This window comes from Pseudomonas sp. P4_C1, from assembly GCF_056402155.1.
In genome coordinates, this window is record NZ_JBFUHY010000033.1 from 13,594 (window position 1) to 28,240 (window position 14,647).

The following is a 14,647-nucleotide window of genomic DNA, read 5'->3' on the forward strand; positions in this document are numbered from 1 at the left end:
GAAACCTGTGGGAGCGTGGCTTGCCCGCGATGACGGACTGTCAGGCGCTACAGAACTCAGCCCTTGGCCCCAGCCTCCAGCATATTCTCCGGCCTCACCCATGCATCGAACTCTTCGTCCGTCAGATACCCTAGTTGCAACGCCGCTTCGCGCAAGGTCAGTCCTTCGCTGTAGGCCTTCTTGGCGATCTTCGCCGATTTGTCATAGCCAATGTGCGGGTTGAGCGCCGTCACCAGCATCAGGCCTCGTTCCAGGTGTTCAGCCATTTTTTCCGCGTCCGGCTCCAGACCGGCCACGCAGTGCTGCTGGAAGTTGCTGCAGCCATCAGCCAGTAAACGGATCGATTGCAGCAGGTTATGGATGATCACCGGTTTGAACACGTTCAGCTGCAAGTGGCCCTGACTGGCCGCAAAACCGATGGCGACGTCGTTGCCCAACACCTGGCAGGCCAGCATCGACAAGGCTTCGCACTGGGTCGGGTTGACCTTGCCCGGCATGATCGAACTCCCAGGTTCATTGGCCGGCAGCTTGACTTCGGCAAAGCCTGCGCGCGGGCCGGAACCCAGCAGGCGCAGATCGTTGGCGATCTTCATCAGGGTCACGGCGAGGGTTTTCAGCGCGCCGGACAGCGTGGTCAGCGGTTCATGACCGGCCAGTGCGGCGAACTTGTTCGGTGCGGTGATAAACGGCAAACCGGAGAGGGCGGCCAATTCTGCGGCGATGGCCTCGCCGAAGCCGTGGGGTGAATTCAGCCCGGTGCCGACGGCCGTTCCGCCCTGGGCCAGCTCGCAGACCGCGGGCAGTGCGCTGCGGATTGCCCGCTCGGCGTAATCGAGTTGTGCGATGAAGGCCGAGATTTCCTGGCCGAAGCTGATCGGTGTCGCATCCATCATGTGGGTTCGGCCGGTCTTGACCAGTTTCATGTGGCGGGCGGCCAGTTCGGCCAGCCCGCCGGACAGTTCGCTGATCGCCGGCAGCAAGTGCTGTTGCACCGCCTGGACGGCCGCTATGTGCATGGCGGTGGGGAAGCAGTCGTTGGAGCTCTGGGAGCGATTGACGTGATCGTTGGGGTGCACCGGAGACTTGCCGCCACGGGGGTTGCCGGCCAGCTCGTTGGCGCGACCGGCGATCACTTCGTTGACGTTCATGTTGCTCTGGGTGCCGCTGCCGGTTTGCCAGACCACCAGCGGAAACTGGTCGTCGTGGTCGCCGGCGAGCACTTCGTCGGCCGCCTGCTCGATCAGGCGGGCGATATCGGCGGGTACGTCGCCGTTGCGATCATTGACCCGTGCCGCGGCTTTCTTGATCAGCGCCAGGGCATGCAACACCGCCAGCGGCATGCGTTCGTTGCCGATGGCGAAGTTGATCAGCGAGCGTTGCGTCTGAGCGCCCCAGTAGGCTTCATCCGGGACTTCAACCTCGCCGAGGCTGTCGGTTTCGATACGGCTCATCTTGCTCACTCCTGTAGGTCCGATTGCGCAGTTTAGGCCGTGATCCACAGCCGTGGTTCCATTAGTCTGAATTTGACCATTCAACCCCTCTAAATCAAGCGCGACAAGGCTCGGGGTTGAGCGACACACTTTTTTAGGCGCAGAATGGATGCCCTTGGGGTCTTACCTCGCCAGCTAGAAAAGGAAACTCGATGACTCGTCTTCGTGCCATCTGTACCGCCGTTGCTTTGGTCTGCGCCAGCGGCCAGGTTCTTGCCGACACCGCCAGCCATAACGCCAGTGCCGAGGCTTTCCTGACCATGGCGCACGCTGACAAACTGGGCACCCCGGTGTACATGCAAGTACAGCAGATGTTTGCCCAGCGTTTCGAACAGACCAAAGCCCCTGAGTCGAAAAAAGCCGTGCTGGAAACTTACCAGGCCAAGGCCAACGCCGCTCTGGACCAGGCCATTGGCTGGAACAAACTCAAGCCGGACATGATCAAGCTCTACACCACCAACTTCACCGAATCCGAGCTCAAGGACCTGGTTGCGTTCTACCAGTCGCCACTGGGCAAGAAAGTCCTGGAAAAAATGCCCCAGCTGACCCAGCAATCGGCCCAGATGACCCAGGCCAAGCTGGAAAGCGCGGTGCCGGTGGTCAACAAGCTGTTGGCTGACATGACCGCCGAGCTGACGCCGAAAGACGCGGCTGCACCAGCCAAGAAAAAGCCTTAAGCGGAGTTCGGTATGACCATGCAACAACGCATCGAATCGACGCTGGCCCTGCTTCAGCCCGAGCATCTGCAAGTGCTGGACGAGAGCCATATGCACAGCCGTGGGCTGCAAACCCATTTCAAGGCTGTGGTGGTCAGTACGCAGTTCGAAGGCCTGAACCGGGTCAAGCGCCACCAGAAGGTCTACGGCACGCTCGGCGAGCTGATGGGAGAGTTCCATGCGTTGGCGCTGCATACCTACACGCCAGAGGAATGGGCACAGATCGACGCGGCTCCGGCCTCGCCGACCTGTGCTGGCGGCAGCAAGCACTAAACACCGGTTTTTTGTTAGAATGCCCAACGCGCCGCTAACCCGGCGCGTTTTTTTTCGTATCCGGTTCACCCCTTACGAGGGTAGCCACCTGGAGATTTACCCATGACACAACAGATTGTCGTGGCGGCACTGTATAAGTTCGTCACTCTGGAAGATTACGTCGCCCTGCGCGAGCCCCTGCTGCAAGCGATGGTCGACAACGGCATCAAAGGCACGCTGCTGATCGCCGAAGAAGGCATCAACGGCACCGTGTCCGGCAGTCGCGAAGGTATCGACGGACTGATGGCCTGGCTCAAGAACGACCCTCGCATGGACGACATCGATCACAAAGAGTCGTACTGCGACGATCAGCCGTTCTATCGCACCAAAGTCAAACTCAAGAAAGAAATCGTCACCCTCGGCGTGGAAGGCGTGGACCCGAACAAAAAGGTCGGCACCTACGTCGATCCGCAGGACTGGAACGCGCTGATCAGCGACCCGGAAGTACTGCTGATCGACACCCGTAACGATTACGAGGTCTCGATCGGTACCTTCGAAGGCGCCATCGACCCGAAAACCACCAGTTTTCGCGAATTTCCCGACTACATCAAAGCCAACTTCGACCCGGCCGTGCACAAGAAGGTCGCGATGTTCTGCACCGGCGGCATCCGTTGCGAGAAGGCGTCGAGCTACATGCTTAGCGAAGGCTTCGACGAGGTCTATCACCTCAAGGGTGGCATCCTGAAGTATCTCGAAGAGGTGCCACAGGAAGAAACCAGGTGGCAGGGCGACTGCTTCGTGTTCGACAACCGCGTGACCGTTCGTCACGACCTGAGCGAAGGCGACTACGATCAATGTCATGCCTGCCGCACGCCGGTCAGCGTGGAAGACCGCGCGTCCGAGCATTACGTGGCCGGCATCAGTTGCCCGCATTGCTGGGATAAGCTGAGTGAGAAGACCCGTCGCAGCGCCATCGACCGGCAGAAGCAGATCGAACTGGCCAAGGCTCGTAACCAGCCTCACCCGATCGGCTTCAACTACAAGCAAGCATCCTCCGAGGCCTGAACCATGTCTGCGCGCCTGCTCTATGTGATGGACCCGATGTGCTCCTGGTGCTGGGGGTTTGCTCCGGTGGCCAACGCACTGGTCGAACAGGCGCAAGCCGCAGGCGTGGAGGTGCATCTGATCGTGGGTGGTTTGCGCACCGGTAGCGGTGCCGCGCTGGAGCCGAGTACCCGGCGCTATATCCTCGAACACTGGCAGGCGGTCACCAAGGCCACCGGCCAGCCCTTCAAGCTTGAAGGCGCGTTACCCGACGGCTTTGTCTACGACACCGAGCCAGCCTGCCGGGCACTGGTGACGGCGCGCACACTGGCACCGGATTGTGCCTGGAAACTGCTCGGGCTGATTCAGCATGCGTTCTATGCCGAAGGGCGCGACGTCACCCGCGCCAGTGTGCTGGTGGAACTGGCCGAACAGGCCGGTCTGCCACGCATCGAATTCGCCGCCGCGTTTGACCGCGCCGATATGCACACCGCGACGGCGGCTGATTTCACCTGGGTCCAGGACCTGGGCATTGCCGGTTTCCCCACCCTGCTGGCTGAGCGTAACGGCCAACTGGCATTGTTGACCAATGGCTATCAGCCTTTGAGCGAGTTGTCCCCGCTGCTCGGCCGCTGGCTGGAGCGTGCTGCCTGTGCATGACCTGCCCGATGATGTTGCCTCCGCTAAACGTGTCGACCGTCTGAGCTGGGCGGAAATCCGTCGCCTGGCCCTGCATCACAAGAAATCCCTGTGGATCGCCAACGGCGTGGCCGTGCTGGCGACCTTGTGCAGCGTACCGATTCCCTTGCTCCTGCCGTTGCTGGTGGATGAGGTATTGCTGGGGCATGGTGATGCCGCGCTGAAGATCATGAACCACGCGCTGCCCGAAGGCTGGCAGAAGGCCGCGGGCTACATCGGCCTGATGCTGCTGGTGACCCTGACCCTGCGCTGCGCGGCGTTGATGTTCAACGTAGTGCAGGCGAAATTGTTCGCCGGGCTGGCCAAGGACATCGTCTATCGGATTCGTGTGCGGCTGATCGAGCGACTCAAGCGCATCTCGCTGGGCGAATACGAAAGCCTGGGCAGCGGCACGGTGACCACGCACCTTGTGACTGACCTGGACACGCTGGACAAATTCGTCGGCGAAACCCTCAGCCGTTTCCTCGTGGCCATGCTGACCCTGGTCGGCACGGCAGGCATTCTGGTGTGGATGCACTGGCAACTGGCGCTGCTGATTCTGCTGTTCAACCCCTTGGTGATCTACGCCACGGTGCAATTGGGCAAGCGGGTCAAGCACCTGAAGAAACTCGAGAATGACAGCACTTCGCGCTTCACCCAGGCACTGACCGAAACGCTGGATGCGATCCAGGAAGTTCGCGCCGGCAACCGCCAGGGGTTTTTCCTCGGTCGCTTGGGGCAGCGCGCCCGGGACGTGCGGGACTACGCGGTGAACTCGCAATGGAAGACCGATGCGTCGAACCGGGCCAGCGGCTTGCTGTTCCAGTTCGGCATCGATATTTTCCGGGCCGCGGCGATGCTCACCGTACTGTTTTCCGACCTTTCAATCGGCCAGATGCTCGCGGTGTTCAGCTACCTGTGGTTCATGATCGGTCCGGTGGAACAACTGCTGAACCTGCAATATGCCTACTACGCAGCCGGTGGTGCGCTGTCGCGAATCAACGAGCTGCTGTCCCGAGCCGATGAGCCCGAGTACTCGGGTGGAGTCGACCCGTTCAGTGGTCGCGAGACGGTCGGGCTGGAAGTACAGGGGTTGAGTTTCGGTTACGGTGATGAACTGGTCCTGAACCAGATGAACCTGTCCATCGCCCCCGGCGAAAAGGTCGCAATCGTCGGTGCCAGTGGCGGCGGCAAGAGCACGCTGGTGCAACTGCTGCTGGGCTTGTATACGCCGCTGGCGGGCACCATTCGCTTTGGTGGTTCAACCCAGCAAGAGATCGGCCTGGAAACCGTTCGGGAAAATGTCGCCGTGGTCCTGCAACATCCGGCGCTGTTCAACGACACCATCCGCGCCAACCTGACCATGGGCCGCGAACGCAGTGACGAGGCCTGTTGGCAGGCGCTGGAAATCGCCCAATTGCACGGCACGGTCCGGGATTTGCCCCATGGCCTGGACAGCATCGTCGGGCGCTCCGGCGTGCGTTTGTCCGGCGGACAACGCCAGCGTCTGGCCATCGCCCGGATGGTGCTGGCCGAGCCCAAGGTGGTGATCCTCGACGAAGCCACCTCCGCGCTCGATGCCGCCACCGAATACAACCTGCACCAGGCACTGGCGCGGTTTCTGAGCAACCGCACCACGCTGATCATTGCCCACCGTCTTTCGGCGGTAAAACAAGCCGATCGTGTGCTGGTGTTCGACGGCGGGCAAATTGCCGAGGACGGCGACCACCAGCAACTGATCGCCGAAGGTGGGTTATACGCCAAGCTGTATGGGCATTTGCAGCAGTTGTAGCGAGYCGCCGATTCAATACGATAAAAAAACATGATCGCGACCGAATTCAGTGGCCGCGATGTTCCCTCCGGGCAAAGCTTGTCGCTTGCCGGGACCGGGATCGCAACCTAGTCTAGCTGTAGCGATTTCGTCCGGAAGACGAGCGAGCAGTGCTAACGCAAGGGACCTCATGAATCAAAAGCGGACTCTCGGAACGCCACGGCTGTTGGGCATCGTCTGGCCATTTATCGCCGTTGTGGTGTTTCAGGCCCTCTTGGGCGGTGTCAGCCTTTATGTACTGTCGGCTGTTCGYGGTTATGTCGCCGGTGAGAGCCTGTGGTCCAAGGGCCAGAAAGACGCCATCTATTACCTCAATCTCTACGCCGACAGCGGCGACGAAGCGATTTTTCATAAATACCAGAACGCCATTTCCGTGCCTCAGGGCGGGCATGAATTGCGTGTGGCGCTGGATCATCGGCCGCCGGACATCACGGCGGCACGGGTGGCGATCCTCAAGGGCGGCAACCATCCGGATGACATCACCAGTGTGATCTGGCTGTACCTGAATTTCCGGCACTTCAGTTACCACGAGAAAGCCATCGACCTTTGGATGGTGGGCGACGCGTATCTGGTGCAACTCGATGCCGTTGCGCGGGAGATGCATCAGCGCATCACCACCAGGCAGGCCACCGATGCCGATATCAAGCGCTGGAAGGATCAGATATTCGTCATCAACGAAAGTGTGACACCGGCGGCGAAGGCCTTCAGCGATGCCTTGGGCGAAGGCTCGCGGATGATCCTGCGACTGTTGCTGGTGATCAACCTCGCCACCGCCCTGGGCTTGATTGCATTGGCCTTGATGCGCACCCATAAACTGCTCAAGCAGCGCCATGCCTTCGCCGATGCGCTGCAACTGGAGAAAGAACGGGCGCAGATCACTCTGCAATCGATTGGCGATGGCGTGATCACCACGGATGTTTCCGGTGCGATTGCCTACATGAATCCGGCGGCCGAGGCATTGACCCACTGGAAGGCCGAGCAGGCGACAGGGTTGCCGCTGGCGGCGCTGTTCAACCTGCTGGATGAAAATGCACAGAGCGACGGTTTCACCCTGATCGAGCATATTCTGAGCGGCCAACTCAGTGGCGGCAGTGAGCACTCCAAGTTGATTCAACGCCTGGACGGCAGCACGGTGTCGGTCACGCTGGTGGGTGCTCCGATCCGCAATGCCGGCAAAGTCAGCGGAACGGTGCTGGTGCTGCATGACATGACCCAGGAGCGGCAATACATCGCCAATCTGTCGTGGCAGGCGACCCACGACGCCTTGACCGGGCTTGCCAACCGCCGCGAATTCGAATATCGCCTGGAACAGGCGCTGCACAACCTGACCCGCCATTCGGGTCGCCATGCCCTGATGTTCCTCGATCTGGATCAGTTCAAGCTGGTCAACGATACCTGCGGTCACGCGGCAGGCGACGAACTGTTGCGGCATATCTGTGCCTTGTTGCAATCAGGGCTGCGCGAAGGCGATACCCTGGCGCGCCTTGGCGGCGACGAATTCGGCATCCTGCTGGAAAACTGCGCGCCGGAAGCGGCGGAGAAAATTGCCGAGAGCCTGCGTCAGACTGTGCAAAATCTGCATTTTGTCTGGAAGGGCCGGCCTTTCGTGACCACTGTCAGCATCGGGCTGGTCCATGTTGCGCAGAATCCGACGACGCTCGAAGCCTCGCTGCGTGCTGCCGACATGGCGTGCTACATGGCCAAGGAAAAGGGCCGGAACCGGGTCCAGGTCTATCATCCGGATGACTCGGAGTTGTCCCTGCGCTTCGGCGAAATGGCTTGGGTGCAACGTTTGCACATGGCGCTGGAGGAGGACCGCTTCTGCCTGTACGCCCAGGAAATTGCCCCCTTGGGTCATGTCGAACAGGGCGGCGGGCACATTGAGATTCTGCTGCGATTGCATGACGAAGCCGGGCGGATGATCTTGCCCGACAGCTTCATTCCGGCAGCTGAACGCTATGGCCTGATGAGTTCGCTGGATCGTTGGGTTGTGCAGAACGTGTTCAAGATCATTGCCCAATGCCGGGCCGAGCCACACCGTGGGCCGCTGGCCATGTGTGCGATCAATCTGTCAGGCACGACGATCGGGGATGAGGCGTTCCTGGACTTCCTGCGCGAACAGTTTGTGACGTATTCGATTCCGCCTGAAATGATTTGTTTTGAAATTACTGAGACCAGTGCTATTTCAAATCTTGGCAGCGCCATTCGATTCATTAATGAACTCAAAGGCTTAGGATGCTATTTTTCACTGGATGACTTTTGCGCCGGAATGTCCTCATTCGCGTACCTGAAACATTTGCCTGTAGACTTCCTGAAGATCGATGGGAGTTTCGTAAAGGATATGCTGGACGACCCGATTAACCGCGCCATGGTCGAAGTGATCAATCACATCGGTCATGTCATGGGTAAGCGCACGATTGCCGAGTTTGTCGAAACGCCCCAGATCGAGCAGGCATTGCTGGAGATCGGGGTGGATTACGCTCAAGGGTATGTGATTGAACGCCCGCATTTGTTTACCTTTGATAGCCTGTTAAGTCGTCCCGCCAGGCCTCAGCCGCTGTTGTTCAAGGCCCCTGGCACGTTCCGTTGAAACTCCTGCCGGTCTTACAATCACAATCAAAAGGAGCTCGACAGTGATCGACACATTCAACCGAACCGGACCGCTCATGGAAGCTGCAAGTTACCCTGCCTGGGCCCAGCGCCTGATCCAGGATTGCAGCGAGAGCAAGCGCCGGGTTGTCGAACACGAACTGTACCAACGCATGCGAGACAACAAACTCAGTGCAAAGACCATGCGCCAATACCTGATCGGTGGCTGGCCGGTGGTCGAACAGTTCGCGTTGTATATGGCACAAAACCTCACCAAGACACGCTTTGCCCGTCATCCCGGCGAAGACATGGCCCGTCGCTGGCTGATGCGTAATATCCGCGTCGAATTGAACCACGCCGATTACTGGGTGCACTGGAGCCGCGCGCACGGTGTCAGCCTGGAGGACCTTCAGGCGCAGCAGGTTGCACCGGAGCTTCATGCCTTGAGCCATTGGTGTTGGCACACCAGTTCATCCGACTCGCTGATCGTTGCGATTGCCGCCACCAACTACGCCATCGAAGGGGCGACCGGGGAATGGTCGGCGGTAGTCTGTTCCAGCGGCATCTACGCCACCTCGTTCCCCGAGGAGGATCGCAAGCGGGCGATGAAGTGGCTGAAGATGCATGCCCAGTACGACGATGCCCATCCATGGGAAGCCCTGGAAATCATCTGCACATTGGCGGGCACCAACCCGAGCAAGTCCCTGCAGGTGGAGTTGCGCCAGGCTGTGTGCAAGAGCTACGACTACATGTACCTGTTTCTCGAACGTTGCATGCAGTTGGAGCACGCAGAAAGAGCACCGGTCGCGCGTGAGCGGATGGCACTGGCCGAAAGCTGATTCAATCGCTGCTTGAAAAAACTGTGGGAGCGAGTCTGCTCGCGAATACGGACTGTCAGTCAACATCATCGTTGAAGGTCAGATCCCATTCGCGAGCAGGCTCGCTCCCACATTGGTTTGTGTGGTGGCTGAAAAATCAGCCCGCCATCTTCAGTCGGTTACGACCTTCGCGCTTGGCTACATACAATGCACTGTCTGCCCGTCGCAACAGGCTTTCGGCAGACTCGCCGGGTAACAGTGTCGAACAGCCGAGGCTGACTGTCAGCACGATCAGATGACTATCGGCCAGGTACTCTTGCGACTGCACTGCGAGCCGCAGTCGTTCCCCGACCATGGCCGCGGCCTCGCGGGTGGTGTTCGACAGCAGGATCAGGAACTCTTCACCGCCATAGCGAAACACCATGTCCACGTTGCGCAGCTGGTTTTTGATCGAGGCAGCGACCGCCTTGAGCACGTCATCGCCGGTGCTGTGGCCGTGGGTATCATTGACTTGCTTGAAATGATCGATGTCCAGCATCAGCACCGATAACGGTTGCAGATGGCGCCGGGATATCTCGATTTCCCTTTGCAGCGTCTGGTCCATGGCGATGCGGTTGCCGGTGCCCGTCAGCGGGTCGCGCAGTGCRCTTTGGGTGGCGGTACGGTAAAGCAGCGCGTTGCGCATCGGGAAAAGCAGCGCGGCCAACAGTGATTCGAGATTGCCCTGTTCCTGTTCGCTGAAGCGCTGATTGCGGCGGAAAATCAGCTCACCCAGGTGTTCGCCTTCGTGGCTGAGGCTGTAACTGATGGAGTGGTGGCCGCGTTGGCCGAACTCCAGACGCAAGTCACTGCTCTTGTGCAGGTAGCACAAAGCGTCCAGCGGTACCAATCGCTGAATCTCGCGATAGAACGTCCCAAGAATGCGTTGCGGCTCCAGACTGGTTTGCAGCTGCAGGCTCAGTTGCTGGCGCAATTGCGCAAGACTGACAGGCCTTGCCAGAAGAGGCGGGTGCTGACCAAAGCCCAGGCGCTGCAATTTGGCGCTATCGAAGTCAATTGCGTTGGTCTGGGAAGGTGGTTTCATAAGGCGTGCGCCCCTAAGCAGTAAGGCTGTCTTACAAGCAGGGTGAGAGCGGCTTAGGCTGCGCGTCGTACTGGTCCGTCAGTCCCGTAGGACATTTCGTACAAGTTTAATCTGCTTTGTAGAAGAAGAGTAATCGCCGCACTCAAGCTTCGTCCCGTCTGCTTTCACGTTGCGTGTCTGAGCAAAGTTAAAGCGAAAGTCGTGCCATTCGGTTCATCTGAATAAAAATTGTATTAAATCAACTGGTTGTGCTTCGTCTATTACTTTTGCAGCGCTGCATGTGACGTTTGTTTGACAGGTGCCTGGCGTGTATTCGAGTGCCGCGACAGGAAATCGGCGCGGCACCAAAAAGCGACGTACGGTCGCTACTGGGCGTTGAACGCCTGGCCGTTGATACCGGTGCTGTCCGGGCCCATCAGGTAAAGGTAGACCGGCATGATCTCCTCGGGCGTCGGGTTGTTCAGCGGATTTTCACCCGGGTAAGCCTGGGCGCGCATGCTGGTGCGGGTAGCGCCCGGGTTGATGCTGTTGGAGCGTACCGGGGCCACGGTATCGACTTCGTCGGCCAGGGTTTGCATCAGGCCTTCAGTGGCGAATTTGGAGACGCCATAAGCGCCCCAGTACGCACGTCCCTTGCGGCCGACGCTGCTGGACGTGAATACCACCGAGGCATCTTGCGACAGCTTGAGCAGCGGCAGCAGAGTGCTGGTGAGCATGAACATGGCATTGACGTTGACTTGCATGACCCGCATGAAGTTTTCGCCGGACAGCTGCTCGATCGGCGTGCGCGGGCCGATGATCGAAGCATTGTGCAGCAGTCCGTCGAGATGCCCGAATTCGTTTTCGATCATCGCCGCCAGCTCATCGTATTGATGGGGCAGGGCGGTTTCGAGGTTGAACGGGATCACCGCCGGTTGTGGATGGCCGGCGGCTTCGATTTCGTCGTAGACCTGGATCAGGTTGGCTTCGGTCTTGCCCAGCAGCAGCACGGTTGCGCCGTGGGCCGCGTAGGTTTTTGCCGCTGCGGCGCCAATACCGCGTCCTGCGCCGGTGACCAGAATGACCCGATCCTTGAGCAGTTCGGGGCGGGCGGAATAATCAAACATAAAAACCTCGACAATAATTCTTCAGGTCAAGCGTTATCCCTGTGGGAGCGAGCCTGCTCGCGATGGCGGTATCAAATTCAACATCAATGCTGACTGATCCGCCGCTATCGCGAGCAGGCTCGCTCCCACATTGGTAATGCTCACATCCTCGCAAGACTGTGGTCATTCGCTCTTGCGGGAGCGCGGCTCAGCAACTGCACAGCGCACTATCGAGCACCTTGCGCAACTCCAGCGGATGATCGACCACCACATCCGCACCCCAATGCCGCGGGTTGTCATCCGGGTGGATATAGCCGAAGGTCACCGCAGCAGTCTTGGTACCGGCATCGCGGCCTGACTCGATGTCGCGCAGGTCATCGCCGACGAACAGCACGCTGGCCGGGTCTAGGTCGAGCATCTTGCAGGCCAGGATCAGCGGTTCCGGGTCCGGTTTGCTGTTCTTCACATGATCCGGGCAGATCAGCAGCGCCGAGCGTTCAGCCAGCCCCAACTGTTGCATGATCGGCTCGGCGAAGCGAAGCGGCTTGTTGGTGACCACCCCCCAGATCAGGTTGGCTTTTTCGATGTCGGCCAGCAATTCAGCCATGCCGTCGAACAGCTTGCTGTGCACCGCACAGCCGACGAGGTAGCGCTCCAAAAACTCCAGGCGCAGCTCCTCGAAACCCGGCGATTCCGGGTCCATGGCGAAGGTCACTGCGACCATTGCGCGGGCGCCGCCGGAAATCTCGTCGCGGATGTGCTTGTCGTTCATCGGTGGCAAGCCGCGGTCGGCACGCATCGCCTGACAGATCGCAATGAAGTCCGGCGCGGTGTCGAGCAGGGTGCCGTCCATGTCGAAAAGAACCGCTCTGATTGGCATCGACTTATTCCTCGCGCAGGGTCTGGATCATGTAGTTGACGTCCACGTCGCAGGCCAGTTTGTAGTGCTTGGTCAGCGGGTTGTAGGTCAGGCCGATGATGTCCTTGACGGTCAGGCCGGCCATGCGGCTCCAGGCGCCGAGTTCGGAAGGGCGGATGAATTTCTTGAAGTCGTGGGTGCCGCGCGGCAGCAACTTCATGATGTATTCGGCGCCGACGATGGCGAACAGATACGCTTTCGGGTTGCGGTTGATGGTGGAGAAGAACACCTGGCCGCCGGGCTTGACCATGCGGAAGCAAGCGCGGATGACCGACGACGGATCCGGCACGTGCTCAAGCATTTCCAGGCAGGTGACCACGTCGAACTGCTCGGGCATTTCCTCGGCCAGGGCTTCGGCGGTGATCTGCCGGTATTCGACGCTCACGCCCGACTCCAGCTGATGCAGCTGGGCAACCGCCAACGGCGCTTCGCCCATGTCGATACCCATCACGGTCGCGCCGCGCTGAGCCATGGCTTCGCTGAGGATGCCGCCGCCGCAACCGACGTCGAGGACCTTCTTGCCCGCCAGGTTGACGCGTTCGTCAATCCAGTTGACCCGCAGCGGGTTGATGTCGTGCAGCGGTTTGAATTCGCTTTCGCGGTCCCACCAGCGATGGGCCAGGGCCTCGAATTTGGCGATTTCGGCGTAGTCGACGTTGCTCATGGTCTAGTCCTCTAAAACTTGAAAAATCCTGTTGCCCCGGATTGTGCTCCAGGGTGCTTACGATTCGGTGCGGCCACTGATGCGCTGGCCCCAGGCCTTCGCGACAGTGCCAAGCTGTTGTTCGTCCAGGCTTGTCAGGCGACGGTCGTCGAGCAATTGCTTGCCGGCAACCCAAAGGTGTTTCACGCAGTCGCGGCCGGTGGCGTATATAAGCTGCGAAACCGGGTCGTAGACCGGTTGCTGGGCCAGGCCGGAGAGGTCGAACGCGACCATGTCCGCGGCTTTGCCGATTTCCAGCGAGCCGGTTTCGGCCTCGATACCCAATGCCCGGGCGCCATTGAGGGTGGCCATGCGCAAGGCGCGATGGGCATCCAGCGCGGTGGCCGAGCCGGCGACAGCCTTGGCCAGCAGGGCCGCGGTGCGGGTTTCGCCGAGCAGGTCCAGGTCATTGTTGCTGGCCGCGCCATCGGTGCCGACCGCGACATTGACCCCGGCCTCCCACAAACGCTCGACCGGGCAGAATCCGCTGGCCAGCTTGAGGTTCGACTCCGGGCAATGAATCACATTGCTGTTGCTTTCTACCAGTAGCGTCAGGTCTTCTTCGCTGATCTGGGTCATGTGAACCGCCTGGAAACGTGGCCCCAGCAAGCCCAGGCGTGCCAGGCGGGCCAGCGGGCGTTCACCGCGCTGCTCGACCGATTGCTGCACTTCGAACGCCGTTTCATGCACGTGCATGTGAATCGATGCGTCCAGCTCTTCGGCAATCACCCTGATTTTTTCCAGGTTTTCGTCGCCCACGGTGTAGGGGGCATGGGGGCCGAAGGTGATTTTGATGCGCTCGTGGTGTTTGAGATCGCCAAACAATTCGACGCCCTGACGAATGGCTTCGTCCGCCGTAGCGGCGCCCGGAATCGGGAAGTCGAGGATCGGAATCGCGATCTGCGCGCGAATACCGCTGTTGTGCACCCGCTCGCTGGCAACCTTCGGGAAGAAGTACATGTCAGAGAAACAGGTGATGCCGCCTTTGATTTGCTCGGCGATGGCAAGGTCGGTGCCGTCGCGCACGAAATCTTCATCGACCCATTTGGCCTCGGCGGGCCAGATATGGTTTTCCAGCCAGGTCATCAATGGCAGGTCATCGGCCAGGCCACGGAACAGCGTCATCGCCGCGTGCCCGTGGGCATTGATCAGGCCGGGGCTGAGCAACATGTCGGGCAATTCACGGATTTCGGTTGCGTTAAGCTTCAGTGCGGCGGAACGTGGGCCGATAAACACGATGCGTCCATCACGGATGCCCACGCCATGCTCCTTGAGGACAACACCAGCGGGTTCGACGGGTACCAGCCAGGTCGGCAGCAATAACAGGTCGAGCGCAGCGGCAGTGTTCGGCATCGAAGGTCGGTTCCAGTGCTTTTGTATAGGATGGCGAAGTATACCCGAGCGTCTTCGCGGGGGGATCGCTATAATCGGCGGCTTT

At 59.8% G+C, this 14,647-nt stretch carries 13 protein-coding genes; 7 read left to right on the forward strand and 6 right to left on the reverse strand.

The genetic code is table 11. The features are described 5' to 3' along the window. Window positions 1–56: 56 nt before the first annotated feature. Window positions 57–1,451 carry a class II fumarate hydratase gene (locus tag AC1DU9_RS18205; RefSeq protein ID WP_223462455.1) on the reverse strand — a complete coding sequence of 465 codons (1,395 nt, stop codon included), beginning with the start codon at window positions 1,449–1,451 and terminating at the stop codon, window positions 57–59. A 191-nt stretch (window positions 1,452–1,642) separates the two neighbouring features. Here AC1DU9_RS18205 and AC1DU9_RS18210 point away from each other — a divergent pair, with 191 nt between their 5' ends. The 7 genes from AC1DU9_RS18210 to AC1DU9_RS18240 all read left to right on the forward strand — a co-directional run bounded on the left by AC1DU9_RS18210 (window position 1,643) and on the right by AC1DU9_RS18240 (window position 9,439). Next, window positions 1,643–2,167, forward strand: coding sequence for a DUF2059 domain-containing protein (locus AC1DU9_RS18210; RefSeq protein WP_108215400.1), 525 nt, complete (start codon window positions 1,643–1,645; stop codon window positions 2,165–2,167). Window positions 2,168–2,179: 12 nt separating this feature from the next. Then, complete coding sequence (locus AC1DU9_RS18215; RefSeq protein ID WP_102702334.1) at window positions 2,180–2,479, forward strand: BolA family protein; 300 nt, start codon at window positions 2,180–2,182, stop codon at window positions 2,477–2,479. A gap of 102 nt (window positions 2,480–2,581) precedes the next feature. After that, window positions 2,582–3,523 carry an oxygen-dependent tRNA uridine(34) hydroxylase TrhO gene (gene trhO / locus AC1DU9_RS18220; protein ID WP_457266327.1) on the forward strand — a complete coding sequence of 314 codons (942 nt, stop codon included), beginning with the start codon at window positions 2,582–2,584 and terminating at the stop codon, window positions 3,521–3,523. Between the two features lie 36 nt (window positions 3,524–3,559). Then, complete coding sequence (locus AC1DU9_RS18225; RefSeq protein WP_223462509.1) at window positions 3,560–4,162, forward strand: DsbA family protein; 603 nt, start codon at window positions 3,560–3,562, stop codon at window positions 4,160–4,162. Further along, a complete protein-coding gene (locus AC1DU9_RS18230) occupies window positions 4,155–5,972 on the forward strand; it encodes an ABC transporter ATP-binding protein (protein WP_223462457.1) in 1,818 nt (605 codons plus the stop codon). Before AC1DU9_RS18225 ends, AC1DU9_RS18230 begins: the two co-directional genes overlap by 8 nt. Window positions 5,973–6,141: 169 nt before the next feature. After that, window positions 6,142–8,601, forward strand: coding sequence for an EAL domain-containing protein (locus tag AC1DU9_RS18235; RefSeq protein WP_223462458.1), 2,460 nt, complete (start codon window positions 6,142–6,144; stop codon window positions 8,599–8,601). A gap of 76 nt (window positions 8,602–8,677) precedes the next feature. Then, a complete protein-coding gene (locus AC1DU9_RS18240) occupies window positions 8,678–9,439 on the forward strand; it encodes an iron-containing redox enzyme family protein (protein ID WP_263289821.1) in 762 nt (253 codons plus the stop codon). 136 nt (window positions 9,440–9,575) lie between these two features. Here the strand turns inward: AC1DU9_RS18240 and AC1DU9_RS18245 are convergent, their stop codons facing one another. The 5 genes from AC1DU9_RS18245 to AC1DU9_RS18265 all read right to left on the reverse strand — a co-directional run bounded on the left by AC1DU9_RS18245 (window position 9,576) and on the right by AC1DU9_RS18265 (window position 14,562). Further along, window positions 9,576–10,502: a GGDEF domain-containing protein gene (locus AC1DU9_RS18245; protein WP_223462460.1), complete on the reverse strand. Its 927-nt coding sequence runs from the start codon at window positions 10,500–10,502 to the stop codon at window positions 9,576–9,578. 365 nt (window positions 10,503–10,867) lie between these two features. Beyond that, entirely contained in the window at window positions 10,868–11,608 is a 741-nt protein-coding gene (locus AC1DU9_RS18250; protein ID WP_223462461.1) for a YciK family oxidoreductase, read from the reverse strand. A gap of 187 nt (window positions 11,609–11,795) precedes the next feature. Next, a complete protein-coding gene (gene mupP / locus AC1DU9_RS18255) occupies window positions 11,796–12,467 on the reverse strand; it encodes an N-acetylmuramic acid 6-phosphate phosphatase MupP (protein WP_007999922.1) in 672 nt (223 codons plus the stop codon). A gap of 4 nt (window positions 12,468–12,471) precedes the next feature. Further along, window positions 12,472–13,170 carry a bifunctional 2-polyprenyl-6-hydroxyphenol methylase/3-demethylubiquinol 3-O-methyltransferase UbiG gene (gene ubiG / locus AC1DU9_RS18260; protein ID WP_223462462.1) on the reverse strand — a complete coding sequence of 233 codons (699 nt, stop codon included), beginning with the start codon at window positions 13,168–13,170 and terminating at the stop codon, window positions 12,472–12,474. A 57-nt stretch (window positions 13,171–13,227) separates the two neighbouring features. Then, entirely contained in the window at window positions 13,228–14,562 is a 1,335-nt protein-coding gene (locus AC1DU9_RS18265) for a TRZ/ATZ family hydrolase (RefSeq protein WP_223462463.1), read from the reverse strand. Between the last annotated feature and the right edge of the window lie 85 nt (window positions 14,563–14,647).

What these genes read in the sequence shown, in the direction of transcription:
- AC1DU9_RS18205 (WP_223462455.1), bottom strand. Translation starts at nt 1,451, where the DNA reads ATGAGCCGTATCGAAACCGACAGCCTCGGCGAGGTTGAAGTCCCGGAT.
- AC1DU9_RS18210 (WP_108215400.1), top strand. Translation starts at nt 1,643, where the DNA reads ATGACTCGTCTTCGTGCCATCTGTACCGCCGTTGCTTTGGTCTGCGCC.
- AC1DU9_RS18215 (WP_102702334.1), top strand. Translation starts at nt 2,180, where the DNA reads ATGACCATGCAACAACGCATCGAATCGACGCTGGCCCTGCTTCAGCCC.
- trhO (WP_457266327.1), top strand. Translation starts at nt 2,582, where the DNA reads ATGACACAACAGATTGTCGTGGCGGCACTGTATAAGTTCGTCACTCTG.
- AC1DU9_RS18225 (WP_223462509.1), top strand. Translation starts at nt 3,560, where the DNA reads ATGTGCTCCTGGTGCTGGGGGTTTGCTCCGGTGGCCAACGCACTGGTC.
- AC1DU9_RS18240 (WP_263289821.1), top strand. Translation starts at nt 8,678, where the DNA reads ATGGAAGCTGCAAGTTACCCTGCCTGGGCCCAGCGCCTGATCCAGGAT.
- AC1DU9_RS18250 (WP_223462461.1), bottom strand. Translation starts at nt 11,608, where the DNA reads ATGTTTGATTATTCCGCCCGCCCCGAACTGCTCAAGGATCGGGTCATT.
- mupP (WP_007999922.1), bottom strand. Translation starts at nt 12,467, where the DNA reads ATGCCAATCAGAGCGGTTCTTTTCGACATGGACGGCACCCTGCTCGAC.
- ubiG (WP_223462462.1), bottom strand. Translation starts at nt 13,170, where the DNA reads ATGAGCAACGTCGACTACGCCGAAATCGCCAAATTCGAGGCCCTGGCC.
- AC1DU9_RS18265 (WP_223462463.1), bottom strand. Translation starts at nt 14,562, where the DNA reads ATGCCGAACACTGCCGCTGCGCTCGACCTGTTATTGCTGCCGACCTGG.